Annotated in this window: 25 protein-coding genes and 2 pseudogenes; 12 read left to right on the forward strand and 15 right to left on the reverse strand. The window is 67.1% G+C overall.

Annotated features, from left to right (window positions below):
* Positions 1-26 precede the first annotated feature (26 nt).
* Positions 27-743, forward strand: coding sequence for a siderophore-interacting protein (locus tag G6N18_RS22725; RefSeq protein WP_083001873.1), 717 nt, complete (start codon positions 27-29; stop codon positions 741-743).
* On the opposite strand, the gene G6N18_RS22730 is transcribed toward G6N18_RS22725, so the two are convergent.
* The 3 genes from G6N18_RS22730 to G6N18_RS22740 all read right to left on the reverse strand — a co-directional run bounded on the left by G6N18_RS22730 (position 715) and on the right by G6N18_RS22740 (position 4,058).
* Positions 715-1,335, reverse strand: coding sequence for a TetR/AcrR family transcriptional regulator (locus tag G6N18_RS22730; protein WP_083001875.1), 621 nt, complete (start codon positions 1,333-1,335; stop codon positions 715-717). The two genes, G6N18_RS22725 and G6N18_RS22730, sit on opposite strands and share 29 nt — an antisense overlap.
* Complete coding sequence (locus G6N18_RS22735) at positions 1,335-2,576, reverse strand: cytochrome P450 (protein WP_083001877.1); 1,242 nt, start codon at positions 2,574-2,576, stop codon at positions 1,335-1,337. Before G6N18_RS22735 ends, G6N18_RS22730 begins: the two co-directional genes overlap by 1 nt.
* Before the next feature lie 117 nt (positions 2,577-2,693).
* Positions 2,694-4,058, reverse strand: a complete 1,365-nt coding sequence (locus tag G6N18_RS22740) for an FAD-binding oxidoreductase (RefSeq protein WP_083001878.1) — start codon at positions 4,056-4,058, stop codon at positions 2,694-2,696.
* A gap of 79 nt (positions 4,059-4,137) precedes the next feature.
* Between G6N18_RS22740 and G6N18_RS22745 the strand changes: the two genes are divergently transcribed.
* On the forward strand, positions 4,138-5,121 hold the full coding sequence (locus G6N18_RS22745) for an acyl-ACP desaturase (RefSeq protein WP_163689976.1): 984 nt from the start codon (positions 4,138-4,140) through the stop codon (positions 5,119-5,121).
* A gap of 4 nt (positions 5,122-5,125) precedes the next feature.
* Here G6N18_RS22745 and G6N18_RS22750 read toward each other — a convergent pair whose 3' ends face one another.
* Positions 5,126-6,355 carry a multidrug efflux MFS transporter Tap gene (locus G6N18_RS22750; RefSeq protein WP_067221884.1) on the reverse strand — a complete coding sequence of 410 codons (1,230 nt, stop codon included), beginning with the start codon at positions 6,353-6,355 and terminating at the stop codon, positions 5,126-5,128.
* 75 nt (positions 6,356-6,430) lie between these two features.
* Here G6N18_RS22750 and G6N18_RS22755 point away from each other — a divergent pair, with 75 nt between their 5' ends.
* Positions 6,431-7,255 carry a uracil-DNA glycosylase gene (locus tag G6N18_RS22755; RefSeq protein WP_109749554.1) on the forward strand — a complete coding sequence of 275 codons (825 nt, stop codon included), beginning with the start codon at positions 6,431-6,433 and terminating at the stop codon, positions 7,253-7,255.
* Here G6N18_RS22755 and G6N18_RS22760 read toward each other — a convergent pair.
* A complete protein-coding gene (locus G6N18_RS22760) occupies positions 7,230-7,823 on the reverse strand; it encodes a TetR/AcrR family transcriptional regulator (RefSeq protein ID WP_083005748.1) in 594 nt (197 codons plus the stop codon). The genes G6N18_RS22755 and G6N18_RS22760 overlap by 26 nt on opposite strands.
* A gap of 77 nt (positions 7,824-7,900) precedes the next feature.
* Here G6N18_RS22760 and G6N18_RS22765 point away from each other — a divergent pair, with 77 nt between their 5' ends.
* Positions 7,901-9,127 (forward strand): FAD-dependent oxidoreductase, encoded by a 1,227-nt coding sequence (locus G6N18_RS22765; protein ID WP_067221892.1) that lies wholly within the window; start codon positions 7,901-7,903, stop codon positions 9,125-9,127.
* Between the two features lie 7 nt (positions 9,128-9,134).
* Positions 9,135-10,172, forward strand: a complete 1,038-nt coding sequence (locus G6N18_RS22770) for an LLM class flavin-dependent oxidoreductase (protein ID WP_083005745.1) — start codon at positions 9,135-9,137, stop codon at positions 10,170-10,172.
* Here the strand turns inward: G6N18_RS22770 and G6N18_RS22775 are convergent.
* The 3 genes and pseudogenes from G6N18_RS22775 to G6N18_RS22785 all read right to left on the reverse strand — a co-directional run.
* Positions 10,169-10,612: a nitroreductase family deazaflavin-dependent oxidoreductase gene (locus G6N18_RS22775; RefSeq protein ID WP_083005772.1), complete on the reverse strand. Its 444-nt coding sequence runs from the start codon at positions 10,610-10,612 to the stop codon at positions 10,169-10,171. The genes G6N18_RS22770 and G6N18_RS22775 overlap by 4 nt on opposite strands.
* Positions 10,613-10,622: 10 nt before the next feature.
* Positions 10,623-11,060: an HIT family protein gene (locus G6N18_RS22780; protein ID WP_083005740.1), complete on the reverse strand. Its 438-nt coding sequence runs from the start codon at positions 11,058-11,060 to the stop codon at positions 10,623-10,625.
* A gap of 53 nt (positions 11,061-11,113) precedes the next feature.
* Positions 11,114-11,401 (reverse strand): annotated as a pseudogene (locus G6N18_RS22785) (DNA-deoxyinosine glycosylase); the annotation flags it as partial.
* A gap of 196 nt (positions 11,402-11,597) precedes the next feature.
* Between G6N18_RS22785 and G6N18_RS22790 the strand changes: the two are divergent.
* The 4 genes and pseudogenes from G6N18_RS22790 to G6N18_RS22805 all read left to right on the forward strand — a co-directional run.
* Positions 11,598-11,861 (forward strand): annotated as a pseudogene (locus G6N18_RS22790) (IS200/IS605 family transposase); the annotation flags it as partial.
* Positions 11,862-11,864: 3 nt separating this feature from the next.
* On the forward strand, positions 11,865-13,118 hold the full coding sequence (locus G6N18_RS22795) for an RNA-guided endonuclease InsQ/TnpB family protein (RefSeq protein ID WP_067221902.1): 1,254 nt from the start codon (positions 11,865-11,867) through the stop codon (positions 13,116-13,118).
* A gap of 68 nt (positions 13,119-13,186) precedes the next feature.
* On the forward strand, positions 13,187-14,305 hold the full coding sequence (locus tag G6N18_RS22800; RefSeq protein ID WP_067221905.1) for an adenylate/guanylate cyclase domain-containing protein: 1,119 nt from the start codon (positions 13,187-13,189) through the stop codon (positions 14,303-14,305).
* Between the two features lie 52 nt (positions 14,306-14,357).
* A complete protein-coding gene (locus tag G6N18_RS22805) occupies positions 14,358-14,768 on the forward strand; it encodes a hypothetical protein (protein WP_067221907.1) in 411 nt (136 codons plus the stop codon).
* Here G6N18_RS22805 and G6N18_RS22810 read toward each other — a convergent pair.
* From G6N18_RS22810 to G6N18_RS22820, 3 genes are read right to left on the reverse strand one after another with little or no spacing between them, the layout of a single operon-like run.
* Positions 14,752-16,965 (reverse strand): heavy metal translocating P-type ATPase, encoded by a 2,214-nt coding sequence (locus G6N18_RS22810; RefSeq protein WP_083005737.1) that lies wholly within the window; start codon positions 16,963-16,965, stop codon positions 14,752-14,754. The genes G6N18_RS22805 and G6N18_RS22810 overlap by 17 nt on opposite strands.
* A complete protein-coding gene (locus G6N18_RS22815; protein ID WP_083005734.1) occupies positions 16,955-17,872 on the reverse strand; it encodes a DUF8832 domain-containing protein in 918 nt (305 codons plus the stop codon). The genes G6N18_RS22810 and G6N18_RS22815 overlap by 11 nt, the downstream gene beginning before the upstream one ends.
* The gene (locus G6N18_RS22820) at positions 17,872-18,078 is read right to left on the reverse strand and encodes a heavy-metal-associated domain-containing protein (RefSeq protein ID WP_067221915.1); all 207 of its coding nucleotides are present in this window, start codon (positions 18,076-18,078) and stop codon (positions 17,872-17,874) included. The genes G6N18_RS22815 and G6N18_RS22820 overlap by 1 nt, the downstream gene beginning before the upstream one ends.
* Before the next feature lie 260 nt (positions 18,079-18,338).
* Here G6N18_RS22820 and dtd point away from each other — a divergent pair, with 260 nt between their 5' ends.
* On the forward strand, positions 18,339-18,770 hold the full coding sequence (dtd, locus tag G6N18_RS22825) for a D-aminoacyl-tRNA deacylase (RefSeq protein ID WP_083005769.1): 432 nt from the start codon (positions 18,339-18,341) through the stop codon (positions 18,768-18,770).
* 1 nt (position 18,771) lies between these two features.
* Here dtd and G6N18_RS22830 read toward each other — a convergent pair whose 3' ends face one another.
* Positions 18,772-19,656, reverse strand: coding sequence for an AIM24 family protein (locus G6N18_RS22830; RefSeq protein ID WP_083005730.1), 885 nt, complete (start codon positions 19,654-19,656; stop codon positions 18,772-18,774).
* A gap of 38 nt (positions 19,657-19,694) precedes the next feature.
* On the opposite strand from G6N18_RS22830, the gene G6N18_RS22835 reads away from it, so the two are divergent.
* Together G6N18_RS22835 and G6N18_RS22840 are read left to right on the forward strand one after the other, a co-directional pair.
* Positions 19,695-19,898 carry a hypothetical protein gene (locus tag G6N18_RS22835; RefSeq protein WP_067221926.1) on the forward strand — a complete coding sequence of 68 codons (204 nt, stop codon included), beginning with the start codon at positions 19,695-19,697 and terminating at the stop codon, positions 19,896-19,898.
* 96 nt (positions 19,899-19,994) lie between these two features.
* Entirely contained in the window at positions 19,995-20,555 is a 561-nt protein-coding gene (locus G6N18_RS22840; protein ID WP_083005726.1) for an ATP-binding transcription factor AbmR, read from the forward strand.
* Here the strand turns inward: G6N18_RS22840 and G6N18_RS22845 are convergent.
* Genes G6N18_RS22845 through G6N18_RS22855 form a run of 3 tightly spaced genes read right to left on the reverse strand, consistent with a single transcriptional unit; the run spans position 20,552 to position 26,392 of the window.
* Positions 20,552-22,720: a molybdopterin-containing oxidoreductase family protein gene (locus tag G6N18_RS22845; protein WP_083005722.1), complete on the reverse strand. Its 2,169-nt coding sequence runs from the start codon at positions 22,718-22,720 to the stop codon at positions 20,552-20,554. The genes G6N18_RS22840 and G6N18_RS22845 overlap by 4 nt on opposite strands.
* A gap of 19 nt (positions 22,721-22,739) precedes the next feature.
* A complete protein-coding gene (locus G6N18_RS22850) occupies positions 22,740-24,635 on the reverse strand; it encodes an ABC transporter ATP-binding protein (RefSeq protein ID WP_083005766.1) in 1,896 nt (631 codons plus the stop codon).
* A gap of 8 nt (positions 24,636-24,643) precedes the next feature.
* Positions 24,644-26,392 (reverse strand): ABC transporter ATP-binding protein, encoded by a 1,749-nt coding sequence (locus G6N18_RS22855; protein WP_083005762.1) that lies wholly within the window; start codon positions 26,390-26,392, stop codon positions 24,644-24,646.
* Positions 26,393-26,465: the final 73 nt, after the last annotated feature.

Here is a 26,465-nt window from a genome sequence, read left to right on the forward strand (position 1 = left end):
CAGAACGGCGACACGGAGGGCCAGTTATGTCGGAGAAGAAGCCAACGCGCGGTTTCCAGGGTGCGGTGCTCAAGCTGCTGCGCGCGGGCGACTACCAGCTGACCGTGACGGGTAAGCGGGAGATCAGCCCGCATTACCTTCGGCTGAGTTTCGACGCGGGCGGCATGCTCGAGGGTTCTCCGTTGCACCCGACGATGTGGATCCGCATGTGGTTCGCCGACGGCGAGAAACTGCATCAGCGCGGCTACACGCTGGTCGACCCCAATCCCGCGACCGATACCGTCGACATCGAGTTCGCGCTGCACGATGGCATCGCGTCGCACTGGGCGGAGAACGCCCAACCGGGCGACACCATCGAGGTGACGGTGCTGGGCAGCAACTTCACGTTGCCCGAACCGCCGCCCGCCGGCTACGTGATCGTCGGGGACACCGCATCGCTGCCCGCGATCAACTCGCTGCTGACCGCGATCGGCGACGCCCCAGCCCGGGTGTTCCTCGAGGCCGGCCACGACGACGACAAGCAGCTACCGGTGGCCCGCAGCACCGACGTGGTGTGGGTGGATCGCAAGAACGCCGGCGAGGCACTGGTGGAAGCCGTGGCCGCGGCGGCGTTCGACGCGCACGACCACTTCGGCTGGGTGGCATGCGACAACCGCACCACCCGCGCCGTGGCCAAGATCTTCCGCGAGGAGTACAAGATCTCGAAGAAGTCGATCAAAGCGCAGGCTTACTGGGTGGCATGACGGCGTCGGCGCGCGACGAGGAAAGCTGACCCGGCAGCAGGATCGGTACGACGAACTCCTCGAGCATCGAGCGCTCGTCGTCCTCGTCATGGCCGGGGAACAGCATCAGCGAGGTCATCACCCGCACCAGCCACCGGGCGCGATGCGCCACCAACTCGGGATCGTCAGGACCCAGCGAGATGACGAACGCCTCGGTCAGCGCCTTGATCACCTCGGACTCCTCGGCCATCTCCGCCCCGATGGGCCGCTGTGTCGTCGCGAACCAGGATGCGAGAGCGGGACTTTCGCGCACATTGCGCAGCGAGGCAAGCATCCCCTCGATCAGGCGCTCGCGTGGATCTGTCAGCGCGTTGATCTGCTCGGTCATCTCGCGATACAACCGGTAGCTCTCCCGGTGCACGTAGGCGGTGTACAGCGCGTCGCGGTTCTCGAAGTACCGGTACAGCGTCGCTCGGGAACACCCTGCTGCCGAGGCGATTTCGTGCATACCCACGGTAGCGGCCTCTTTGTGGGCGAACAGTTCGCCGGCCGCGTCGAGGATCCTGTCGGCGGCCACTTCGGTGCGTCGCGCGGCCAGCCAGTCGCCGGCCATCAGGGGTTCACCACGAACGGCACGGACAGCGGTCGACGCACGTAACTGCCGCCGGCCCAGACGATTTTGCTCTCCTCGACCTCGAAGTCCGGTATCCGCGTAAGCAGTTCGGTCAGCGCGACGCGAGATTGCATCCTCGCCGCGGCCGCGCCGAGGCAGTGATGCGCGCCGTGACTGAACGTCAGGATGTTGCGGGGCTTGCGGGTCACATCCAGTTCGGCGGCGTCGGCGCCGAACTGGCGTTCGTCGCGGTTCGCCGAACCGTAGAGCAACAGCACCCGTCGCCCCTCGGGGATCGTCGTACCGGCCACCTCCACGTCGCGGGTCACGGTGCGGGCCAGCCCCTGCACCGGCGAGGTCATGCGCAGAAACTCCTCGACGGAATCCGGTATCAGCTCGGGGTTTTCGACCAGCAGACGACGCTGGTCGGGCCGCTGATGCAACAGCTGCACCGAACCGCCGAGCATGCCGGTGGTGGTGTCGTTCCCGCCGGTGACCATGGTGAACGTGAACGCCAGGATCGACAGCACACCGGCGATGTCACCGTCGGCGCCCACCCCGGCGGCCACCAGATGCGAAACCGTGTCGTCCTCCGGTTCGACGCGGCGGCGTTCGATCAGCGCGGTGAAGTAGGCCATCATCTCGCCGAGCTTGTCGCCCAACGTCTCCAGCGCCCCGCCGATACCGCCGTCGGCGGTGTTGGCCGCGACGATCGCGTCGGTCCAACCGTCGAACTGGCCCCGGTCTTCTTCCGGAACGCCGAGGTAATGCGCGACGACCATCGACGGCAGGGGCTTGAACAACTCGGCGACGATGTCGCCGCCGCCGTTGTCTCGGATGCGCTCGATTCGCTCGACGACGTACTCGCGCACCTTGGGCTCGACCGCCTCGACCTGCCTCGGGGTGAAACCACGCGACACCAGCTTGCGAAACTCGGTGTGCACCGGCGGGTCCTGCATGACCATCGGCGGGTTGTCGGCCAGGCCGATGAGTTCCAGTTCGCCGTAGTTGACGGTCAGCCCTTGCGCGGAGGAGAACGTCTCGTGGTCGCGCGCGGCGGCCCAGATATCGGCGTGGCGCGACATGACGAAGTAGTCGTCATCGGGCCTGTCCTGCGGCACCACGTGGTGGACGGGATCATGGTCACGCAGCGCCCTGTACATCGGCCACGGATCAGCCCAGGTGTCGGCGTTCGCGAGCTGGAATCGAACCGGCGTGCCATGAGACAGAGTAGCCGTCATGTCTCATTGGTACGACAGAACCAGGGACCCTGTCAATAGCATCGACGTCGAAACCGACGAATTGGTCGCTAGCCGAGGTGGATAACAGCCATTACGTCGGTCTCGACGCGGGCCGAGTCAGTAGGCGGCGCCCGGGTTCAGAATCCCCTCCGGATCCAGCGCCTGCTTGATCCGCCGGTTGAGTTCCATCGCCTCGGGTCCGATCTGCCCGGCCAGCCAGGGCCGCTTCAGTCGGCCGACGCCGTGCTCGCCGGTGATCGTGCCACCGAGGCTGACGGCCAGATCCATGATCTCTCCGAACGCCAGATGCGCGCGTTCGGTCATCGCGGCATCGCCGGGGTCGTAGACGATCAGCGGATGCGTGTTGCCGTCGCCGGCGTGCGCGATCACCGAGATCAGCAGTTCGTGATTCGCCGCGATCTTCGCCACGCCGCCGACCAGATCGGCCAACGCGGGCAACGGAACTCCGACGTCCTCGAGCAGCAGCGAGCCCTTCAACTCGACGGCGGGAATGCAGAAGCGCCGGGCGGCGACGAACGCCTCGCCCTCGTCGGGATCCGATGTCGAGAAAACTTCCTTGGCGCCGTGTTCGGTGAACACATCGGCCATGAACCGGGCATCCTCGGCGCCGGATGCGCCGCGGTCGTCGGAGGCGGCCACCAGCATCGCGGCGGCGGAGCGATCCAGGCCCATCTTCAGCTTGTCCTCGACGGCGTTGATGGCCGCCGAGTCCATGAACTCCAGCATCGAGGGCCGGATCTTCGCCGTGATCGCGACGACGGCCGTGGCGGCCGACTCCACCGAATCGAAGCTCGCCACCACTGTGCACGCCGCCGACTGGGCAGGCAGCAGTTTCAGCGTCACCTCGGTGACGACGCCGAGCGTGCCCTCGCTGCCGACGAACAACTTGGTCAACGGGAGCCCGGCGACGTCCTTGAGCCGCGGACCGCCGAGTCGCACCGCGGTGCCATCGGCCAGCACCACCTGTAGTCCGAGCACGTAATCGGTTGTGACGCCGTACTTCACGCAGCACAGGCCGCCGGCGTTGGTGGCGACGTTGCCGCCGATGCTGCAGATCTCGAACGACGAGGGGTCCGGCGGATACCACAGCCCGAACTCCGCGACCGCCTTCTTGACCTCAGCGTTGAGCAGCCCGGGCTGGACGACGGCGGTGCGGGTCACCGGGTCGACGGTGATGTCGCGCATCTTCTCGGCGGTCAGCACGATGGCGCCGTCGAGGGCCGACGCGCCGCCGGACAGGCCAGTGCCCATTCCGCGCGGCACCACCGCGACCTTGTGGGCGGTGGCCCAGCGCAGCACGGCCTGCACGTCCTCGGTGCTGCGGGGCCGCACGACCGCAAGCGGTGTGCCCGCGGTCGGGTCGAACGCCCGGTCGTGCCGGTAGGAACCCAGGATGTCCGGATCGGTGACGACGCCGCCCTCGGGCAGCGCGTCGACCAGATCGGCCAGGGCGGACTCCACACGCCAATGGTACGAGCAGCTCCGGCGCGCGATGCTATAGGTTAGTGCAACCAGCAGACACACTTAACCGAGAGAGCCCATGCGACCTGACCTGACCGACGTGCAGCTCTTACGCGAGCTCGAGCCCGTCGTCGAGAGGAACCTCAACCGCCACTTGTCGATGCGCAAGGACTGGAACCCGCACGACTACATCCCGTGGTCGGACGGCAAGAACTACTACGCGCTCGGCGGCCAGGACTGGCATCCAGATGAGTCGAAGCTCTCCGAGGTCGCCCGGGTGGCGATGTTGCAGAACCTGCTGACCGAGGACAACCTGCCGTCGTATCACCGTGAGATCGCGATGAACTTCAGCCTGGACGGCGCGTGGGGACAGTGGGTGAACCGGTGGACGGCCGAGGAGAACCGCCACGGCATCGCGCTGCGCGACTACCTCGTCGTCACCCGCGCCATCGATCCCGTCGAACTGGAACAGCTGCGCATCGAGCAGATGACCCGCGGCTTTTCGCCGGGCCAGAACGATCAGGGCGACAGCAACCTGTTTGCGACCAGCCTGTTCGATTCGGTCATCTACGTCACGTTCCAGGAACTGGCGACCCGCGTCTCGCACCGCAACACCGGCAAGGCGTGCAACGAGTCCGTCGCCGACCAACTGCTGGCCCGGGTCTCGGCCGACGAGAACCTGCACATGATCTTCTATCGCGACGTGTCGGCTGCTGGGTTTGATATCGCCCCGGACCAGGCGATGCATTCGCTGCACCATGTGCTGCGCAACTTCAAGATGCCCGGTTACACGGTTCCGGAGTTTCGCCGCAAGGCCGTCATCATCGCGGTCGGCGGCGTCTACGACCCGCGTATCCACCTCGACGACGTGGTGATGCCGGTGCTGAAGAAGTGGCGCATCTTCGAACGCGAGGACTTCACCGGCGAGGCCGCCCGGATGCGCGACGACCTCGGTGTGCTCGTCGAGGAGCTGGAGGAGGCCTCGCAGAAATTCGAGGAGTCCAAGCAGCGCCGCCTCGAGCGCGAGGCACGCAAAGCCGAAAGACTCGCCGGCAAGCGTTGAGCGCTCACACCGTCGGCGGGCGATCCAACTCACGTAACGCGGGCAGGAACACCGCGACGATCCCGAGCAGCAGCATGGGCAGCGCCAGCGCCAGGAACGTCACGTGCAGGCCGGCGGCGTCGGCCAGTGGGCCCGCCACAATCAGTCCCAGCGGCCCGGCGGCGTAGGCCAGCGACCCCATCACCCCGACCACCCGGCCGCGCAGATGCTGGGGCGCCCGGGTCTGCATGACGTAGTTGTAGATCGGGGCGATCGGCCCGTAGACCAGCCCGACGATCGCCGACAGCACGAGGATGACCGGCAGCGGAGGTAGGAACGCGATGACCGTCATCGCGACCCCCAGCGTCAGCACCGCGGCCAGCATGGTCACCCGCCGGCTCAGGTACTTCGAGGACACCGCGTAACCAAGCGCACCCACCAGACCGCCGACGCTCAACGCCATCAACACCCAACCGAGATGCGCCGGTTCATTGCGGTCGGTGAAGTACTTCGGGAACAGCACGCTTTCCATCGGCATGTACAGGCCGGTGGCCGCCAGGTCGACGAACGCCAGCGTGCGCAACACCTTGTTGTGCCAGACGAACCGCAGGCCCTCGACGATGCCCGCCCACACCCCGTCGGGCAGCGAGGCGCGGTCGGGCCTGCCGGTGCCCTCCAGTCGCAGGACGCCGATCGCGACGATCGACAACCCGAAGGCCAGCGCGGTGACCCACATCGTGTTGATGCCGCCCAGCGTCGCGATCAGCAGGCCGCCGATGCCGGGACCGACGATGTAGGCCAGATTGAACACGGCCTCGTAGACGCTGTTGGCGCGGTCCAGCGTCCACCCGGCGCGGGCCGCCGCCTCGGGCAGCATCGTCTCGCGCGCGGTCATCCCTGCCGGGTCGAAGAAGGCGCCGAGGCCTGCCAGCGCCGCGAGGACCGCGACGTTGACGGCTTCCACGCCGAAGGTCAGCGCCAGTACCGGGACTGCGGCCACCGACAGCGCGGACAGGGCATCGGAGATCATCGAGACCAGCCGCCGGCCCAGATAGTCGACCGCGGCGCCCGCGATCAGCGTCGCGACCAGCAACGGCAGCGTGCCCGCCATCGCGACGATCGAGGCGTCCAGCGCAGAGCCGTTGCGCTGCAACACCAGCCACGGAAATGCGATCAGCGAAATGCCGTTGCCTGCACCGGCCATCAGCGCGGCGAACAGGATCAACAGAAGGGGGCCGCGCCTGCTGTGCGTCATGGTTACCGCGGCAGAATGTAACAGCGGCCGGGGCCGATCGGCATCCGAATTATGCACGCGGGCAAAGTGGTGGGCGTGCAGCTGCCTCACCCGCGGACCGGTGCGCGGTTCTCATCGCCGGTGCCGCCCGGCTCGGGCTGGCCCGGCGATCCCGCCACGCCGCGCACCGCGGTGGCGTCGACGGCCGCACAGGTGGCGTCGATGGCCCCGGAGGTGCAGTCGCTAGAGGAACTCGACGCCGCGGTGTCGGTGTGCCGGGCCTGCCCACGCTTGGTGGAGTGGCGCGAGGAGGTCGCCATCGTCAAGCGCAAGTCGTACGCCGACGAACCGTACTGGGGCCGTCCGGCGCCCGGCTGGGGAGCGGCACGGCCCCGGGTGCTGATCGTCGGCCTCGCGCCCGCGGCCCACGGTGCGAACCGCACGGGCAGGGTGTTCACCGGCGACCGCTCGGGCGACTTTCTGTACGCGGCGCTGCACCGGGTTGGCCTCGCCAACCAATCGGTCTGTGTGGACGCCGCTGACGGCCTGGTGCTCAACGGAACCCGGGTGGCCGCGGCGGTGCGTTGTGCACCGCCGGGCAATGCGCCGACACCGGCCGAGCGCGCGACCTGCGCCCCGTGGCTGGACGCCGAATGGCGGTTGACGGCGCCGTACGTGCGGGTGATCGTGGCGCTCGGCGGGTTCGCGTGGCGCGCGGCGCTGCAGATGCTGCGCACCGGCGGGGTGACGGTGCCCACACCGGCGCCGAAGTTCGGCCACGGCGCCACCGCCGAGCTCGGCGACGTCGCGCTGGTCGGCTGCTATCACCCCAGCCAGCAGAACACGTTCACGGGAAAGCTGACGCCGCAGATGTTCGACGACGTGTTCCGGCAGGCTAAGGCGCGAGCATCCGTCGGATAGTCGCGAACTGTGCGTCGGCCAATTCCTGTAGCGCGGTGACGGGAAAGTCGTCGTAATGGGCGAGCGTCCATTCGTCGAACACCTGCAGGATCCGGAGGATCAGCTCGGCCTGCAACGGCTCGGGGAGGTCGGTGCGGACCGCGCCGCATCGACGGCCGACGCTCAGTACCTCTTGCACCCAGTCCCGCACGGCGTCGAGCGCCCCGCTGACGGCGGCTCTGGCGGGGTCGGGCGCCTGCAGGTAGAACATCCGCCCCAGCAACAGGAAGTTCTGCTGCCGCTGGGAGAACAGCACGAGGTCCGCGAAGAACTGTTCGAGTCGCGGCCAGAATTGCTCGCCGGCGAATTCTTCAGGCGCGACGACCGGTATATCCGCCGACACATCCGTGATCAATTCCCGCACGACGAATTCATAGAGTTCGGCTTTGGAGGACAGCACATAGTAGAACGAGCTCTTGCTCATCCCGCATCGCTCGATGATGCGGTTGAGTGAGGCGTGTTCATAACCGACAGAACCGAATTCAGTGGCGGCCACCTCCACGAGCTGTTGCCGCCGCGCTGCCGGCATACGTCCGATCCGTGCCGAGGCCACGATTCAGGTTAACAGAGTGGACCGGCTGGTCCACACAATGGTACGGTGAAAATATGTTGAAGCTGACGAGCCTCGAAAAGCAATATGAACAGGCGGCCGCCGACGAGCTGCGGGTGCTGGTGGTCGGCGCCGGGATCGCCGGGGTCACGGCCGCGCAACTGCTGCGCCGCGACGGCCGCCACCCGGTGCTGATCGAGCGCGCCGAGAGTTCGTCGGACCAGGGCTACATGCTGGCGTTGATGCCCATGGTGGACGCCGCGCTCGACGACCTGGGGGTGCACGAGGCGTACCGGGCAGCCAGCACCCCGCTCGGGCGATACGCCGTCCACGGGCACACCGGTCGCAAGCTGCGTGAGGACTCGATGTCGGCGATCCTGGCCCGCTTCGGCGACTACCGCGGCATCGGCCGTGGCGATCTGATCGACGTGCTGACCGACGAGGGCGGGGCGGCGACTTTCGGTTCCACGGTCACCGAGCTCATCGAACGGGCCGATGGGGTTGAGGTGTCGGTGTCGACACCCGACGGCACACACCGGCTGAACTTCGATCTGGTGATCATCGCCGACGGAATACATTCGGACACACGTCAATTGGTGCTGGGGCAGCGGTCAGTCCAGGTAGTCGACACCAAATGGGGCGGCTGGGTGGTGTGGGCACCGGAAGACGCTGACTCGGATCTCGGTGAAGAATGGTGGGGCGCCGGCTATTTCGCCGGTCTGTATCCCGTCAAGGGGGAGGTCGGCGTGTTCTTCGGAGGTCCGCGCGCCGACACGGCCGCCGGCCCGGCATCGTTCGTCGCAAAAACCCGCCACCAGCTCAAGGACGTCAGCCCGCGGCTGGAACGGGCACTGACGGCGGTGCTGGAGGACCCCGATCCGTATTACTGGTCGCTCACCGACTGCCGCGCACCCGATTGGACCACCGCGCGCACTGTGCTGCTCGGCGACGCCGCCGCCGGGTTCCTGCCCACCGCCGGTATCGGTGCGGGGATGGCGATGGAGTCGGCCTGGGTGCTCGCCGGGATACTGCGCCAATCGGACGGTTCAGCGCTTGCCGATCTGCTGCGCGCGTACGAACGCCTGCAGCGGCCCCGGGTCGAGGCCGCGCAGGACAATTCCCGTCAACTTGCCAAGATGATGTTTCGCCGCAGCCGCTTCCTGGCGGTGCTCCGCGAGCTGGCGATGCGATTCGTCAGTGTCGAGCTCGCGCTGCGGCCGATACAGCGGCTGTTGCAGGAACAACCCGATCCGCGGGAAGTCACGGGCATAGGGCAGCGTTGACACGGTAATGCGCTTATCAGTTCTCGATCTCGTGCCGGTGCGCACCGACCAGTCGACCTCGGACGCGCTGGCGGCGTCGACCCGGCTGGCACAGACCGCCGACCGCCTCGGCTACACCCGATACTGGGTGGCCGAGCACCACAACATGCCCGCGGTGGCGGCGACCAGCCCGCCGGTGCTCATCGCGCACCTGGCCGCCCACACCGAGCAACTGCGGCTCGGGTCCGGTGGGGTGATGCTGCCCAACCACGCGCCGCTGGCGGTGGCCGAGCAGTTCGCGCTGCTGGAGGCGGCCCACCCCGGGCGCATCGACCTGGGTATCGGCCGCGCACCCGGATCCGACCCGGTGACGTCGATGGCGTTGCGGGGCGCCGCCGGCCGCGACGATCGTGACATCGAGGCCTTTCCCGACTACCTCGACGACGTCGTCGCGCTGATGGGCGCGCGCGGCGTGCGGGTGCCGATCCCGAACCAGCGCTACATCCTCAAGGCCACGCCCGCTGCGGTGAGCGAACCCAAGCTGTGGCTGCTCGGTTCGTCGATGTATTCGGCACACCTGGCCGCTGCCAAGGGTCTGCCGTACGTGTTCGCCCATCACTTCTCGGGCCAGGGCACCGCAGAGGCGTTGGCGGCGTACCGCTCCGGGTTCCGGCCCAGCGAGCTGGCCCCCGAACCCGTGACGTTCCTGACCGTCAACGCGGTTGTTGCCGAAACACGCCAGGAAGCAACGGCTTTGGCGTTGCCGAACCTGCAGATGATGGCGCGACTGCGAACCGGTCAGCCGCTGGGCCCGCTGGATCTGGTCGAGGACGCCGAGCAGCAGGAACTCGCGCCCCAGGCACAGCGGATCGCCGAAGCCGCGTTCGGGCGCGCCGTCGTCGGCGATCCGTCGGAGGCCGCCGACCAGGTGCGCGCGCTGGCCGACGAGTTCGGCGTCGACGAGGTGATGGTCAACCCGGTGGCCTCGGCACGCCGCGGCACCGAGCCGGCGACCGCGCCGGCGCGCGAGAAGACGCTGGAGTTGTTGGCCAAGGAGCTGTTCTAAGGAGTCAGCTTGACCACCGGGATCGGCCGCGTGGTCCGCTTCTGGTACTGGTTGTAGCGGTCCTTGTTGCCCTTCATGTTGTTGACGATCTCCCACAGCCGCGGAAAATCGGGATCGTCGCGGGTGACCGGCGTGGCCGTCACCTTGATGCGCTTGGGTCCGACATTGATTTCGACGTGCGGGTTGGCTTTGAGATTGTGATACCAGCCCGGCGCCTTGGGTTCGCCACCCTTGGACGCGACGACGAGGTAGTCGTCGCCATCGCGGGCATAGGCGAGTGAATTAGCGCGCTGCAGGCCGGTTTTCGCGCCGACGGTGTGCAGGATCAGCATCGGCGGCCCACCCGGGATCGTGTGTCCGATCCGGCCGTTGGTGCCCTTGTAGAGCTTGTCGTGCAGCAACAGCATCGGATATCCGACGTACTTCTCCCACCAGGGCATGCTCATGCCGTCAGTCTTGCGCAGCGGAGTCCAGTTGCGCCAGGGCCTCACGCAGCAGGCGGCCGGATTCCTCCCGGTCCGGGTCGCGACGCAGCAGCATGTTCTTGGCGAATGACAGCTTGTCGCCGCTCTGCCGGGGCAACACGTGCAGGTGGATGTGGAACACCGATTGAAATGCGGACTTGCCGTCGTTGATCACCATGTTGTTGCCGTCGGCGTGCAGCCCCGACTTGCGCGCGGCCCGTGCGATGCGCTGACCGATCCGCGCCATCGCGGCGACGGTCTCCGGCGGCGTGTCGGTCAGGTCGACGGTGTGCCGTTTCGGGATCACCAGGGTGTGGCCGCGGGTGAACGGGCGGACGTCGAGGATCGCGAGATAGTCGTCGTCCTCGTAGATACGGATGGCCGGCGCCTCGCCGGCGACGATGGCGCAGAACACACAGGACATCCCGCCACGGTAGCGGCCGACCCGCGACGCTCCCCGTCCGCCTGGTTCTTCGGCTATCGGCGTGCGGTGATGGCTTCGCGCCAGGTTACGAACTTGTCCTGATATCGCATGGTCTGCGCGGGACTGGTCGAGGGCAGTCGTCGGTGCGGCAGGTCAGGTGCGGTGGGAACAAGACGGATGAAATTCTTCTGCGCCGCAGCGCCGTTGAACAGCACCGGCGTGATGTCCGGATGCTCGGCGGAAAACCGCTGAAAGTCGTTGGGCACCACGCTGTCCGGCTTGATCGCGGCGTCCAAGCTGCCTTCACGCCGACAGGATCGCAGCACGTGCCAGACCGCGATCGAAAGTAGGGAGTGCTGCGGACTCCTGTCTTCAGGCTGGGGGTGAGCGTGTCAAGTCCACGCTTGGAGCGGTCAGGCCCGGCGTGGATCTGGTGTGTTGGCACATTCATAGTGAATGGCTGTCCGATGTTGTCGGTTGTGGCTGTTAGCTTGCGAACGAAGGCGAATATCGCGTTTCGAGGCCGGCTGAGTCGCTTTGATGGAGGAGAAGGGGACGTGGTTGTTCGAGGTGCCGACCATGCCTGATCGCGTGCATTTGCTGGTGGAGGTGGATCCGCATTACGGATTGCACAAGCTGGTGAGAGCGAGCAAGGCTCGGTCCACGCAAATGCTTGGTGAGGAGTATCCCTGGCTGCGGTCGCGATTGCCGTCGTTGGGGACGAATTCGCATTTCGTCGCGACGGGTCGTGCCGGGGGTCTAATGGTCAAACGGTATGTCGACACGCAGAAAGGCCGCTGAGTCGTGCTGGCGGGGCGGCGGTTCCGGGTCGACTTCACCGACGAACAAGCGTTGTTCGCAGAACAGATCGGTACGGCGTGCCGGGCGGTGTGGAACACCGGTCTGCAGCAGCGGCGTGAGTATCGCCGGCGCGGCGCGTGGATGAACTATGGGCCCCAGGCCCACGAGCTGGCCGAGGCCAAGCTTGAGCATCCGTGGTTGAAAGACGTTCCGGGGCATTGTCTGCAGCAGACGTTGATGGATCTGGACCGAGCGTGCCGGGAGCACGGCACATTCAAGGTGCAGTGGCGCTCTGGGCGGCGGTGGGTGGCGTCGTTCCGGTTTCCTCAAGGTTCCAGGATGACGGTGGAGAAACTGAACCGACGCCATGCTCGGGTGAAGCTGCCCAAGCTGGGGTGGGTGAAATTTCGGGCATCGCGGAGCCTGGATGGTCAGGTCATCCGCTCGGCCACCGTGTCGAGGGAAGGCAAGCATTGGTTTGTGTCGTTCCTGGTCGATGACGGAATGCGCACACCGAACGAACACCGCGCGCCTGGGGTGGCGGTGGGGGTGGATCGCGGGGTGGCGGTGGCTGTGGCCACCAGCGACGGTGAACTGTTCGACCGGACATTCGTCACTGATGGTGAACACCGCCGCGCGGTAGCGCTGCAACGCAAGCTATCCCGCGCGGGCAAGGGTTCGGCCAACCGCGCCAAGACCCGGTCGAAATTGGCCAGGCTGCGGGCGCGTGAGCGTCGCCGCCGTCAGGACTTCTGTGTCCAAACCGCTGCCCGCTTGGCGCGCGCTAACGCGGTGGTGGTGGTCGAAGACCTCAAGACCCGTAACATGACCCGGCGCGCCACGCCCGTCGAAGATCCCGACAACCCCGGCCGCTACCTCGCGAACGGTGCAGCGCGCAAATCAGCTCTGAACAAGGCCATCTTGGGAAAGGGGTGGAATCGGTTCGACAAAGCGTTGACCTCGGTGGCCCGCTACACCGGGACACAGGTGATCAACGTCGCGGCGGCGTTCACCTCACAACGGTGTTCGGTGTGTGGGCAGGTGGATCCGAAAAACCGTGAGAGCCAAGCGGTTTTCCGGTGCACCAGCTGCCCACACGGACCCGTGCACGCCGATGTGAACGCAGCCAAGAACATATTGGCCGCAGGGCTTGTGGTCACCGCCTGCCGAGAAACCGCAGCACCTGTGGGTGCGGCGGTGACATTGACGCAGGAACCAGCAGGAAACCGCGAGGAATTACTGCTTCAACCCGTCTAACAGGTTGGAATCCCCCGGCTTCAGTCGTGGGGAGGACGTCAAGATCGCACGCGGTATACGTTGAGTCGGTGGCCGATGACTTCGACGTCGACGCGTCCGGGTTGCTGGACGGGCTCGAAGGTGCGGCGCGCGCCGAACGGGCCGAGCTGATTCCGTGGTTGCTGGGCAAGGGTATCTCCGTCGAGGAGATCCGAAACGCCTACCTGCCAATGCTGCTCGGCGCACGCCAGGTGCTCGGTGACGACGGTGTGTACGTCTCTGCGAGAGAAACCAGTGAGAAGACCGGCATCGATCTCGACCTGCTGCAGCGCATCCAACACGCGATGGGATTGCCTACTGTCGACGATCCCGACGCGGCAGTCCACCTGCGCGCCGACGCCGAGGCCGCGGCCTTCGCGCAGCGGTTCATCGAGATCGGCATTCTGCCTGACCAGATCGTTGCGATAACCCGGGTGCTCGCCGACGGGTTGTCCAAGGCGGCGGAGGCGATGCGCTACGCGGGGCTGGCTTCGGTGCTCGACCCGAGCGCGCCGGAACTCGTCATCGCCAAGAACGCCGAAGCTCTCATGCGCACTGCGGACCCGTTGCTCGGACCGATGATCCAGGACTTGTTGCGGTTGCAGCTGCGGCATCTGATGGAGACCGAGGCGATCACGGCCTCCGAGCGGGCCCAAGGCCAGCGGCTGCCCGGTGCCCGGCTCGTGACGATCGCGTTCGCCGACCTCGTCGGCTTCACCCGGCTCGGTGAGGCGGTTCCGCCCGAGGATCTCGAACGGCTCGCCCACCGGCTCTTCGATCTCGCCCACGAGGTATCCGCACCGCCGGTGCGGTTCGTCAAGACGATCGGCGACGAGGTGATGCTCGTCAGCACGGAACCGGTGCCGCTGTTGGAGGGCGTGCTCACGCTGCTCGAGTGGACCAACGACGACGAGGACTTCCCCCGCCTCCGCGTCGGCGTGGCGACGGGTATGGCGGTGAGCCGGGCGGGCGACTGGTTCGGCAGTTCGGTCAATCTCGCCAGCCGCATCACCGGGGCTGCGCGGCCGGGGTCGGTCCTGGTCTCGGAATCGACCCGCGACGCCGTCTCTGACGACGAGCGGTTCGCGTGCTCATTCGCCGGCGCGCGTCACCTCAAGGGCTTCAAGTCCGACGTGAAGCTGTTCCGCGTGCGCCGAACCGACGCCTGAATCAAAGTTCGTTTCGAGACGGGCGTTGTCTGCGGTGTTCTACCATCCAGGGATGCGCCGGGTCGTCAAACTCGTGCTGGTTGCGCTGGTCATGGCGTCGACCGGTCTGCTGGGTGCCACGACGGCGGAAGCCCAACCGCCGCCACCGGCGTGCGGCTACACGCTGTCGCCGCCACAAGTGGTGAACACCGGTGGTGTGAGCAAGGTGACCGCGACGGTCTCGTTCATCGCTTGCGGGGCTCCGTTCCGCCCGGCGATGAGCGTCGCCTGTGTCCACATCGCCGGGCCGGATTCGCAGGGTCAGTGCACACAGGCCAGGGGACCGGCGGCGGCGCAGGTGTACTTCGAGCCGTATCAGCCGGGCGCGACCTATATCGCGAGTGGACGCGGTTGCGGCAAGGTTTTCGAGGACGCGCTGGAGCCGAACTGTCAGATGCTGGGGCCGATCAACGCGACGCTGTAGCGGTGAAGCGGCGCAGCCGAAGGCTGTTGCTGACGACGAACACCGAACTGAACGCCATCGCCGCGCCCGCGATCATCGGGTTGAGTAGACCCGCCGCCGCCAGGGGAAGCGCTGCGACGTTGTAGGCGAACGCCCAGAACAGGTTGCCCTTGATCGTCGCCAATGTCCTGCGGGACAGGCGAATCGCATCGGGAACTGCATTCAGGTCGTCGCGCACCACCGTCAGGTCGCTGGCCTCGATCGCGACGTCGGTGCCGCTGCCCATCGCGAGTCCGAGGTCGGCCTTGGCGAGTGCCGCCGCGTCGTTGACACCGTCGCCCACCATCGCCACCACCTTGCCGTCGGTCTGCAGGCGTTCGACGATTTCAACCTTGTCTTGCGGCAGCACCTCGGCGATGACGTCGTCGATGCCCACGTGTCCTGCGATGGTGCGGGCCGCAGCGGCGTTGTCACCGGTCACCATTATCGGCCTCAAGCCCAGTGTCCGAAGCCGCGAGATCGCCTCGGCCGACGTCGGTTTGACCGTATCGGCAACCACCAGCACGCCACGGACCGTGTCGTCCCAGCCGACAACGACGGCGGTGTAGCCCTGCGACTCCGCCTGTCGGACCGCTGCTTTCAAGGCGTCGGAGAACTCGTGCGAGGTCAGCATCAGCTGCCGGCCGACTGTGACATGGTGGCCCTCGACAAGCCCGCTGACGCCGAAACCGCGCCGGTTGGCGAAGTCCTCGACCGAGGGCAGATCACCGACCTTGTCCCGCGCGCCCTTCACGATCGCCCTCGCGATCGGATGCTCCGAGCCGTTCTCGACCGCGCCTGCCATCCGCAGCACCTCGTCGGGCCGTTCGTCTTCGGCGGTCACGACATCGACCAATGTCATCTTGCCGGTGGTGATGGTCCCGGTCTTGTCCAACACGATCGTGTCGATGCGGCGCGTCGACTCCAGCACCTCCGGTCCCTTGATCAGGATGCCCAGTTGCGCGCCGCGGCCGGTGCCGACCATCAACGCGGTCGGCGTCGCCAACCCCAGCGCGCACGGGCACGCGATGATCAACACCGCGACCGCCGCGGTGAACGCCACCGTCACCGATCCTCCTGTGCCCAGCCAGAAGCCGAGTGTCGCCACCGACAAGGCGATCACGATCGGCACGAACACACCCGAGATCCGGTCCGCCAGCCGCTGCGCCTGCGCCTTGCCGTTCTGGGCGTCCTCGACCAGGCGCGCCATCTGAGCCAGCTGGGTGTCGGTCCCGATCCGACGCGCCCGCACCACGAGTCGGCCGTCGACGTTGACCGTCGCGCCGACCACTTCATCGCCCGGGCCGACGTCCACCGGAACCGACTCCCCGGTGAGCATGGACGCGTCGACCGCCGAAGCGCCCTCGACCACCACGCCGTCCGTGGCGATCTTCTCACCGGGGCGGACGACGAACTCGTCGCCGACCGCCAGCTGGTCGAGCGGAATCCGTTGTTCCTCACCGCCACTGCGCACCACGACGTCTTTGGCGCCGAGTTCGAGCAGCGCGCGCAGCGCCGCGCCCGCCCGCCGCTTGGAGCGCGCTTCGAAATACCGTCCGGCGAGGATGAAAGTGGTCACCCCGGCGGCCACCTCGAAGTAGACGCTGCCGGAGCCATCGGTGCGCGAGAGGGCCAGCGAGAACGGATGCGTCATCCCCGGTGTGCCGGCCGTGCCCCAGAACAGTGCATATACCGACCAGCCCAGTGCTGCAACGGTTCCCATCGAGATCAGGGTGTCCATGGTGGCGCTGCCGTGCCGCAGGTTCGCCCACGCCGCGCGATGGAACGGCCACGCGCCCCACACCACCACCGGCGCCGCCAGTGTCAGCGACAGCCACTGCCAGTTCGTGAACTGCAGCGCGGGGATCATCGCCATCGCGATCACCGGAATCGTCAATGCCAGCGAGACGAGCAGGCGGTGCCGAAGTGCGGCCGTCGGGTCGTCTTCGGTGACGGCTTCCTGCACGTCCGGCAGTTGCGCCTGGTAGCCCGCCTCTTCGACAGTCGCCACCAACGCCTCGGGCGTCACGTCCTCGCCGTACTCGACGCGCGCCTTCTCGGTCGCGAAGTTGACGGTCGCCGTCACACCGTCGATCTTGTTGAGCTTCTTCTCGATTCGGTTCGCGCACGACGCGCAGGTCATGCCGTCGATCGACAGCTCGATCGTGTCAGTGGCCATGGCCGTCCCCGCCGTGATCCTGGGTGGGGGAGTGCTGCTGTCCGGACGGCTCGACCGACACCGTGAACTCGGCGGTGCGGACCTCGTCACGATGCTTGAAGTCCAGGAACAGCCGGTACTCGCCCGCACTGGGGAAGGTGGTGTGGAAATCGACGGCCGGTCCTGCGGGCGTGACTCCGTCGCCGGGTTCTCCGATCGGATGCACGTGCAGGTATGCGAGGTCGGCCGCCCGCAACGCCACGAGATGACCGTAGGCGCCCAGGTACGGTTGCAGGTCGTCGACCGGGGTGCCGTTGCGGTTCACCGCCAGCGTAAGGGTCGACGGCTCAGCGGCTTTCGGTGTGCCGCGCAGTGTCACGGTGTAGTCGCCGACGGTCGACGACGCGTCGACCGCGGGTAATGGCTGGGGCTGATAGGGGCCGGCCACGTGCACGTTGGCGCTCAGGGTGAGCGCGGGCCCGCCGGCGGGCAGAAAGTCGGCGAACACGCGGTAGTCACCCGCTCGGCTGAAATCGACGGGGACCCGCCACGTTCCACGGTCGTCGAGCACCGGATGCAGATGCTGGTATCCGGTCAGATCGTTGCGAACCACGATCAGGTGCAACAGCTCTTCGTGGGATTCCTCGAAGCGCACCACCGGTGTGCCGGCCTCATCGAGGATGCGGAACTCCAGCGGCGAGTTCGGCTCCGCGGAGCGAAGCGACTGAGCCAGCTCGAGGGTGTAGCCGCCCTGGCTCGCCTGCAACCCGCTCGGTGGTTGCGCAGCTGCGCCGGCGTCGTGACCGGCGGGGTGCTCGGCCGCAGTGACGTCGCCCTTCGGTCCGAACGACCTGCCGACCCACACCGCGACCGCGAACACCACCGCGAGTGCGGTGACGAAAGCGGCGATCCGAGGTCCGGTCCTCATCAGCTCGCCAGCCGGTAGCCGGCATCTTCCACGGCGCTTCTGATCTCGGCCGGTTCGACGGGCACGACGCTGGCTATGGTCACCGCACCGCTGGCGACGTCCACGTCGACGTTCGTCACACCTGTGATCTCGCTGATCTCTTCCCGCACAGAAGTGGCGCAATGTCCGCAGGTCATGCCGGTGACGGTAACTGTCGTAGTGGTCATGACCCCAAGCATACATATACCCCCATGGGGTATGCAATCAGGTCTTGCGGGCGGCACTTCGAGCACGTGCTGGCCCGCGAGGTCGCCGCCCGCCAGCCGTCGAAACCATGCCGCCTCGCGGGTGTGCTGGTGCGCGGCCCGCACGGGATTGTTCATCGCCGCGCGTTGGATGCTGTTCAGCTTCATACGGTCGAACGGTACCCCGGTAGGGTATGGCCTACCAGAGCTACGTTCCGTCGAGCGTGGCAGCATCGGCATCCATGCGGGTTCTCGTTCAGCGGGTCACGTCTGCCGCGGTCACGGTGGACGGCGAGGTCGTCGGCACCATCGCGCCGGAAGGTCAGGGCCTGCTCGCGCTCGTCGGCGTCACGCACGACGATGACGACGCCAAGGCCGCGCGGATGGCCGAAAAGCTGTGGCAGTTGCGGATTCTCGATGATGAGAAGTCGGCAAGCGACGTCGGTGCGCCGCTCCTCGTGGTCAGCCAGTTCACGCTCTATGCCAATACCGCGAAGGGCCGGCGCCCGGCGTGGAACGCGGCGGCGCCCCGCGCCGTGGCCGAACCACTCGTCACGTCCTTCGCCGAGGCGTTGCGCGGGCTCGGTGCCGATGTCGAGACCGGGGTGTTCGGCGCCCACATGGCCGTCGAACTCGTCAACGACGGCCCGGTGACCGTGTTGCTCGAACTCTGACCTACTGCGTCGCGACCGGCGGGACGCCCTCCGACGGCTGAACGATGACGAAGCCCTGGCCGTGGAAGGAGACCTGAACCGCCTCGCCGGAGCCTCGTCCGATCAGCGCCCCCGCCTTGAAGCTCGTCTTGAGCTGCGTCTGCAGATTCGCCGACCACGCCACCACCGCGTTCGTGTCGGCGAACGTCGGCGCCTCGGCGGCGTTGAGGACGACCGGCGGACCGTCGGTGGTCAGCGCCACCCAACCGGTCCCGCGCAGGGTGGTGTTGAACAGCCCGCCCGTCGCGATGCTGCCACCCTTAACCCGCTCGATGTTCCAGTCCAGACTCGACGAGAACGCCAGCACGTTCTTGCCGCTGATCGACAGGCCGGAATTGGTCAGGTTCAGCAGGTGTACGTCGTATGCCCGCTCGGCCAGGAACACATCACCCTGACCCTGACAGCGCATGAGCGGCAAGCCTTCTCCGGTCAACGCCTTCTTGAGGAACTTCGACGCGCCGCCACCCTCGAACGCGAAATCCACGTTGCCCTGATACGCGACCATCGATCCCTGCCGCGCCATGAACGGCTCGCCGAGGCGCACCCGCAACAGTTTCGAGTTCTGGTTCGCAATCGGCGTGGCTTCCTTCTCGCTGAACCTGCCGTCGACGAGATCGCCGGTGATGCCGGCGAAACCGTCCCCTGCGGGCTGGCCGACCGCGCTCGCTTGGGGCGGCGGACCCTGTGGATGGCCCTGCGCCGGACCGTGGGGCGGGGCACCCAGCGGTGCCCGGCCGACCTGGCCCTGATGCGACACCTGATCGGTCCAGCGCTGCCCGTCCCACCAGCGGTACTCGTAGCGGCCCTCAGGGTCGGGTCGCCAGCTTCCATTGTTCGGTGCGGTCATGGGCACCAAACTAACCGGACAACTGGCATTGTTGGGGTATGGCAAAGGAAATCGACCGGGTGCGGGCGCGCAGCGCGGTGGCGGTCATCAGGCAGCATCCGGGCATGGCGCTGTTCGTCGCGTCGCCCGCGCTCATCGCAGTGGGGCTGGTGTGGTGGCTGGTCAGCCCGGCGCTGGCAATTCTCCTGTTGATCGGCATGGTGGTGGCGGGCGGCGCAGCGCTGCTGCTCAAGCGCAACTAGCCCAATAAGACCTCAACATCGGTCGAGGTCAACCAGGACGTTTCGCTCTGAGATGAATTTTCCTCAAGCGGGCTGTAACAGAGTAATCATGTAATCATGAGACACAACATCCATGGCCGGCGCCGTCCGGGCGGCTGGCAACAGGCTCAGCAACCCGATGCCGGCGACGCGCCAGACTGGTTCGCCGGCCGGCTTCCCGAGGGCTGGTTCGCGGGCGACCCGACCGTGGTCGTCGACCGCGAGGAGATCACGGTCATCGGTCGCCTGCCCGAACCCGAGGGCGGCGAAAGTGAGGCGCGCGCATCCGGACGGGTCGCGCGGTTCCGTGAAGAGACCCGGGCCGAGCGCATGCACATCGCGGACGAGGCCGAGGCGCGCTACGGACGCAAAGTGGCGTGGGGCGTCCAGGTGGGCGCTGGCGAAACCGCCGAACAAATCCTGTTCACCCGCTTGGCCGTTCCGGTCATGACCCGGCTGCGCCAGCCCGAGCGGCAGGTGCTCGACACGCTGGTGGACGCCGGTGTGGCGCGGTCCCGTTCCGACGCGCTGGCGTGGTCGGTGCGACTGGTCGGCGAACACGCCGAGGAGTGGCTGGGCAAGCTGCGTGAGGCGATGCGCAACGTCGATGACCTACGCGCCGAGGGACCCAAGCTCTAGCTCGTCGCCCGCTCCACCGCGACGAAGGCCGAACTCAGCGCCGACGTCTGCGACAGCGGGTCCACCGGTCCACCGTCGATCAGCAGATTGCGGTTGGCGCCGTACACAATCGGCTCGGCGCGGCCGCGGGGATCGAAAACCCTTGAGCCCCAGCCGTGGTCGACGATGATCACGCCTTGACGCGGCCGATCGTTCACCACCGCCCTCAACTCGATCGCTCCGACCGGCGAGATGATCCTGACCAGATCGCCGTCGGTCACTCCCAAGTCGGCGGCGTCCTTCGGGTGGATGACGACGTCGTTGCCCTTACCCGCCGGATGTAGGCCGGGCAGGTCGTTGAGCCACGAGTTCATCGAGTGCCGGTGTCTGCGGTTGGCCAGCTGGAACGGATAGCCGACGGGCGGCTCGGGATGCGGTCCGGCGAGCAGTTCGCGGGCCCGCGCGACGAACTCCGGCGGCGCGGCGTGCACCTTCTTGTCGTCGGTTCGCAGCGCCTCGCGGAAATGCCCGAATTCGCGGGGGCCGAGCACCCAGCCGTGCGGATGCGATATGACGTCGCGCCATTTGATCCTGCGCCCGTTGAACTTTCGTCCGGTCGCGACGACCAGCCGGTCGATCCAGTGCGGTCCGAACTCCAGTTCCGGCTTGCGGGTCAGCCGTGCCAACGCCCGCGTCGCCGTGATGAACCCGTTGAGGCCGCGGGCACGGAACAAAGGTCTGCGCATCGCGATCGCCAGGTCGGTGAAGATCCGCCATTCCTGCCGGACGTCCGGCGGCGGCTCGACGGCCTTGGCCCCGTAGTGCAGGTACGGCTCATCGTGCATGTTGCTGGTGAACGCGAGCAGGTCACTGCGCTCCAGCCAGTGGGCCGCCGGCAGCAGCCAGTGCGCGTGTCGGTGGCTCTCGCGCTGGACGAAGTCGATGGCGACGAGCAGGTCGAGGTCGGCCAACGCGCGGTCGAGTTTGGCGCCGTCGGGCCCGGAGACCACGGGATTGCCACAGTTGATCAGCATCGCCCGGATCTGACCGCGGCCGGGAGTGGTGATCTCATCGGGCAATTCGCTGAGCGCGTGTGCCCCCGCGACCATCTCGCGGCCCAGCAGTCGGCTGTGGTGCGGCTTGGTCTTGACCATCGCCGACATCCGGATCGCGTCGACGTAGCCGGGCTCGTAGCGACGCCCGCCGGGGCGGTCCATCCGGCCGGTGATCACGTTGAGCACGTGCCCCAGCCACTCCGCGACGGTGCCGGTCAGGTGCAGCGAGACCCCGGTCCGGGTGACCACCATGGCCCCGCGCGCAGCGGCGAAGTCGCGGGCGACCCGCTCGATCCGGTCGCGGGCGATGTCGCAGCGGGCGGCCAGATCATCGAGGTCCGCATCGGCGACCAGTGCGCGCAGATCGTCCACGCCGGTGGCGAGTTCGGTGCAGTCGCCGCGATGTTCGAGGCCCTCGTCGAGGATGACCTTCACCATGGCCAGCAGCAGCGCCCAGTCCAGTCCGGGCCGCACCGCGAGATGCACGTCGGCCTTCTCGGCGGATTCGGTGCGTAGCGGGTCGACCACGACGATCGTGGCGCCCTGTTGTTGACGGGCGAGTGCGCGCCGCCACCCGCCGGGCACGGTCTCCAGCCAGTTCCACGCGCTCACCGCCGGGTTGGTGCCGACCAGAAGGAAGTAGTCGCAGTTGTCGATATCGGACACGGGCGCCATCAGGATCGACCCGTACATCGCGGCGGCGACGACGTGCATCGCGTTCTGGTCGACCGAGCCGACGAAGTAGCGGCTGTGCGTGCCGATCGCGTCCAGCCAGCCGTTCATGAAGATGATGTTCGACGACGAGAACCCCGATGGATTGCCGTAATAGACGCCGACCGCGTCGGGACCGCCCGCCTGGATCGCGGCATTCATCCTGGCGGCGATATCGCTGATGGCCTCGTCCCAGGTGGCCTCGACGTAGGAGTCGCCGACGCGGCGCATCGGGTGAAGGATCCGTCGCGGGTGTTCGACGAGTTCGTGTGCGGTGCGACCCTTGGCGCAGAAGTCCTGCCAGCTGTGCGGGTTCTGTTTGTCGGGGGCGATCTTGGTGACCCGGTTGTCGTTGACCGTCACCTCGAGGCCGCACGACGCCAGGCAGTATCGGCAGAAGGTGTAGACGGTCTTGCTCATCGTCTTGAGCGTACGGCGGTCAGGCCTGCGTCATGGACCAATAAGCACCACGCTTAGCGAGAAGTTCGGCGTGGTTGCCGCGTTCGACGATCCGGCCCGCCTCGAGCACCACGATCACGTCGGCGTCGCGGATCGTCGAAAGCCGGTGGGCGATGATGAAACTCGTGCGGTCCCGGCGTAGTTCGGCCATGGCGTGCTGGATCAGCAGCTCGGTGCGGGTGTCGACCGAACTGGTGGCCTCGTCGAGGATCAGCAGTCGCGGCCGGGCCAGCACCGCACGGGCGATCGTGATGAGCTGCTTCTCACCGGCGCTGATCGTGCCGCCGTCGTCGCTGACGTGAGTCTGGTACCCGTCGGGGAGCATGTGCACGAACCGGTCGACGTACGCGGCTTTCGCGGCCGCGAGCACCTCGTCCTCCGAGGCGTCGGGCCTGCCGTAGGCGATGTTGTCGTAGATGGTGCCGCCGAACAACCAGGTGTCCTGCAGCACCATTCCGATCCGCGATCGAAGCGAAGCCCTGCGCACCGTCGAGATGTCCACGCCGTCAACCAGTATCCGACCGGAGTCGACGTCGTAGAACCGCATCAGCAGGTTCACCAGCGTGGTCTTGCCGGCGCCGGTCGGCCCGACGATCGCGACCGTGCTGCCGGGTTCGGCGATCAGCGACACGTTCTCGATGACCGGTGTGTCGGGGTGGTAGCCGAACGTGACGTCTGCGAATTCCACCCGACTTGCCAACTCCCGCGAACGTCCGTCCGGATCGGCCGCCGGGTCGGGTTGTTCCTCCTCGGCGTCGAGTAGGTCGAACACCCGCTCGGCGCTGGCCACGCCGGACTGCATCGCGTTGTACATGCCGGCCACCTGCGTCAACGGCTGGTTGAACTGGCGGACGTACTGGATGAAGGCCTGGATGTTGCCGAGCGTGATCTGGCCGGTGGCCACCTGCAGTCCGCCCACGACCGCCACCGCGACATAGCTCAGGTTCCCGATGAACGTGGTGGCGGGGGACACCAGACCCGAGAAGAACTGCGCGCCGAAGGCGGCATGGTAGACGTCGTCGTTGCACTCGCGGAAGCGTTCCTGGGCGGCCGCGCGGTGGCCGAACGTCTTGACGATCGTGAAACCGCTGTAGGTTTCCTCGATGTGGGCGTTGAGCCGTCCGGTGTTCGCCCACTGCGCGACGAACAATCGTCGCGACCGGCGTGCGATCACCCGGGTCGCCCAAAGCGACAGCGGCACCGTCACCACCGTCAGCAGGGTCAGCAGCGGCGAGATCGTCAGCATCATCACCAGCACCGAAAGCACCGTCAGCACGGCCGTCATCAACTGGCTGATCGTCATCGACAGCGAGGTCTGGATGTTGTCGACGTCGTTGGTCAGCCGGCTGAGCACCTCGCCGCGCTGGCGAGAGTCGAAGTAGGACAGCGGCAACCGGTGGACCTTGTTCTCGACGTCGCAGCGCAGCGTCACCATGGTCCGCTGCACCGCGACGATGAGAAGCCGCGCCTGTAGCCAGACCAACAGCGCGGCAACGAGATACAGGCACAGTGCGAGGAGCAGGGTGCGGCCGACGGCGCCGAAGTCGATACCGCGGCCGGGAACGACGTTCATCCCCGACAGCAGGTCGGCGAAGGTGTCGTCGCCATGGGCCCGCGCGGCCTCGATCGCCTGCCCCTTGGTCAGGCCCGCGGGGAGTTGGCGCCCGATGACACCGTTGAACAAGAGATCGGTGGCGTGCCCGAGGATTCGCGGCCCGATGACGCTGATCGCGATGCCGCCGACACCCAGCAGGATCACCGCCGCGGTCAGGCCGCGCTGCGGGGTGAGCCGCTTGACCAGTCGGATCGCCGATCCGGTGAAGTCGCGGGACCGCTGGGTCGGTGGCTGCGCCATGCCGCGGATCGGCCGCGCCATCGGTCCCGTCACTGCGCATCACCCACTTCGGCGAGCGACTGCGAATCGGCGAACTCTGCGTACTCGGCGCATTCCGCCAGCAGGGTTTCGTGGGTTCCCACGCCGACGACCCGACCGTCGTCGATGACGACGATCTGATCTGCCTGTGTGACGGTGGAGATGCGCTGTGCGACAACGATGACCGTCGCATCCGCCGACACCTCGCGCAGCGCGGAGCGCACTCGGGTGTCGGTGTGTACGTCGAGCGCGGAGAACGCGTCGTCGAACAAGTACACGGCGGGGCGACGGATGACCGCGCGGGCGATGGCCAACCGTTGCCGCTGCCCGCCCGAGAAGTTCGCCCCGCCCTGCGCGACCCGCAGGGCCAGGCCGTCGGCGTGGGCGCGCACGAAATCGTCGGCCGCGGCCACCCGTAGCGCCTCCCACATCTCGTCCTCGGTGGCCACATGTCCCGGGACCGCGCCCAGTTGCAGGTTGTCGGCGACGGTGCCCGAGAACAGGTAGCCGCGCTGCGGCACCAGGCCGATCACCGACCACAGGTGCTCGGGGTCGTACTCGCGCACGTCGACGCCGTCGAGTCGAACCGAACCGCCCGTCACGTCGTACATCCGGCAGATCAGTGACACCAGCGTCGACTTACCGGAGCCGGTGGAGCCGACCACGGCCGTCGTCGTACCGGGTCGGGCGGTCAGCGAAATATCTTGCAGCACAGGACGTTCAGCGCCCGGATAGGAGAACGTCGCGCCCTCGAGCCGGACCTGTCCCTCGATCCTTTCCGGCCGGACCGGGTGCTGCGGGCTGGTGATGTGCGGTGAGACGGACAGCACCTCGGTGATGCGTTCGGCGCACACCGACGCGCGCGGGATGATGACGAGGATGAACGTCGCCAGCAGGACGGCCATCAGAATCTGCATGAAGTAGGCCAGGAACGCGATCAACGAGCCGACCTGCATCTGTCCGGCGTCGATGCGCATCCCACCGAACCAGATCAGTGCGACGCTCGAGATGTTGATGACCAGCGTCGTGGTCGGCAGCATCAGCGCCTGCCACCGGCCGGCCTCCAGTGCGGTGTCGGCCAACGCGTGGTTGGCCTCGGCGAACCGGTTGCGCTCGAACGGCTCCCGGGCGAACGCGCGGATCACCCGCAGGCCCGAGAGCTGGTCGCGCATCACCCGGTTGATGCCGTCGACCTGCCGCTGCATTCGGCGGAATATCGGCAGCAGGTGGCGCACGATCCAGTAGTTGGCCAGGGCCAGGATCGGCACACTGACCAGAAGCAGCCATGACAGGCCGGCATCCTGATGCACGGCCATGAAGATGCCGCCGACCGACATGATCGGAGCGGTGACCAGCATCGTGCAGGTCAGCTGCACCAAAAGCTGGATCTGCTGCACGTCGTTGGTGGTGCGGGTCAGCAGCGACGGCGCACCGAACCGTGCGGTGTCCTCCGCCGAGAACCCGGTGACGTGGTGGAAGAGCGCGGAACGCAGGTCACGACCGACTCCCATGCCCGCCCGCGATCCGAAGTACACCGCGCCAACCGCGCACACCACCTGGAGCGCTGTGACCGCAAGCATCACGCCGCCCAACTCGATGATCCTGCGCAGGTTGCCCGTCGTGACGCCGTCGTCGATGATCGCCGCGTTGACGGTCGGCAGGTACAGCGACGCCAGCGTGCTGATCAACTGCAGCGTGGCGACGGCGGCGAGCGGTGCCCGGTATGGCCGCGCGTACTGTCGCAGCAGCGCCCATAGCATCCAGTTACTGTCGCACACCGGATGAATCAGCAGGTCAACCGACATGTCGGTGGTTGACCCCGGAGGCTGCCGC

Origin of the sequence: Mycolicibacterium celeriflavum (assembly GCF_010731795.1) — a bacterium.
GTDB lineage: Bacteria > Actinomycetota > Actinomycetes > Mycobacteriales > Mycobacteriaceae > Mycobacterium > Mycobacterium celeriflavum.

Excerpts from the sequence above, each read along its gene's own strand:
- G6N18_RS22725 (WP_083001873.1), top strand. The coding sequence starts at position 27 with ATGTCGGAGAAGAAGCCAACGCGCGGTTTCCAGGGTGCGGTGCTCAAG.
- G6N18_RS22730 (WP_083001875.1), bottom strand. The coding sequence starts at position 1,335 with ATGGCCGGCGACTGGCTGGCCGCGCGACGCACCGAAGTGGCCGCCGAC.
- G6N18_RS22735 (WP_083001877.1), bottom strand. The coding sequence starts at position 2,576 with ATGACGGCTACTCTGTCTCATGGCACGCCGGTTCGATTCCAGCTCGCG.
- G6N18_RS22745 (WP_163689976.1), top strand. The coding sequence starts at position 4,138 with ATGCGACCTGACCTGACCGACGTGCAGCTCTTACGCGAGCTCGAGCCC.
- G6N18_RS22750 (WP_067221884.1), bottom strand. The coding sequence starts at position 6,355 with ATGACGCACAGCAGGCGCGGCCCCCTTCTGTTGATCCTGTTCGCCGCG.
- G6N18_RS22760 (WP_083005748.1), bottom strand. The coding sequence starts at position 7,823 with ATGCCGGCAGCGCGGCGGCAACAGCTCGTGGAGGTGGCCGCCACTGAA.
- G6N18_RS22765 (WP_067221892.1), top strand. The coding sequence starts at position 7,901 with ATGTTGAAGCTGACGAGCCTCGAAAAGCAATATGAACAGGCGGCCGCC.
- G6N18_RS22770 (WP_083005745.1), top strand. The coding sequence starts at position 9,135 with ATGCGCTTATCAGTTCTCGATCTCGTGCCGGTGCGCACCGACCAGTCG.
- G6N18_RS22775 (WP_083005772.1), bottom strand. The coding sequence starts at position 10,612 with ATGCCCTGGTGGGAGAAGTACGTCGGATATCCGATGCTGTTGCTGCAC.
- G6N18_RS22780 (WP_083005740.1), bottom strand. The coding sequence starts at position 11,060 with ATGTCCTGTGTGTTCTGCGCCATCGTCGCCGGCGAGGCGCCGGCCATC.
- G6N18_RS22805 (WP_067221907.1), top strand. The coding sequence starts at position 14,358 with ATGCGCCGGGTCGTCAAACTCGTGCTGGTTGCGCTGGTCATGGCGTCG.
- G6N18_RS22810 (WP_083005737.1), bottom strand. The coding sequence starts at position 16,965 with ATGGCCACTGACACGATCGAGCTGTCGATCGACGGCATGACCTGCGCG.
- G6N18_RS22815 (WP_083005734.1), bottom strand. The coding sequence starts at position 17,872 with ATGAGGACCGGACCTCGGATCGCCGCTTTCGTCACCGCACTCGCGGTG.
- G6N18_RS22820 (WP_067221915.1), bottom strand. The coding sequence starts at position 18,078 with ATGACCACTACGACAGTTACCGTCACCGGCATGACCTGCGGACATTGC.
- dtd (WP_083005769.1), top strand. The coding sequence starts at position 18,339 with ATGCGGGTTCTCGTTCAGCGGGTCACGTCTGCCGCGGTCACGGTGGAC.
- G6N18_RS22830 (WP_083005730.1), bottom strand. The coding sequence starts at position 19,656 with ATGACCGCACCGAACAATGGAAGCTGGCGACCCGACCCTGAGGGCCGC.
- G6N18_RS22835 (WP_067221926.1), top strand. The coding sequence starts at position 19,695 with ATGGCAAAGGAAATCGACCGGGTGCGGGCGCGCAGCGCGGTGGCGGTC.
- G6N18_RS22840 (WP_083005726.1), top strand. The coding sequence starts at position 19,995 with ATGAGACACAACATCCATGGCCGGCGCCGTCCGGGCGGCTGGCAACAG.
- G6N18_RS22845 (WP_083005722.1), bottom strand. The coding sequence starts at position 22,720 with ATGAGCAAGACCGTCTACACCTTCTGCCGATACTGCCTGGCGTCGTGC.
- G6N18_RS22850 (WP_083005766.1), bottom strand. The coding sequence starts at position 24,635 with ATGGCGCGGCCGATCCGCGGCATGGCGCAGCCACCGACCCAGCGGTCC.
- G6N18_RS22855 (WP_083005762.1), bottom strand. The coding sequence starts at position 26,392 with ATGCTATGGGCGCTGCTGCGACAGTACGCGCGGCCATACCGGGCACCG.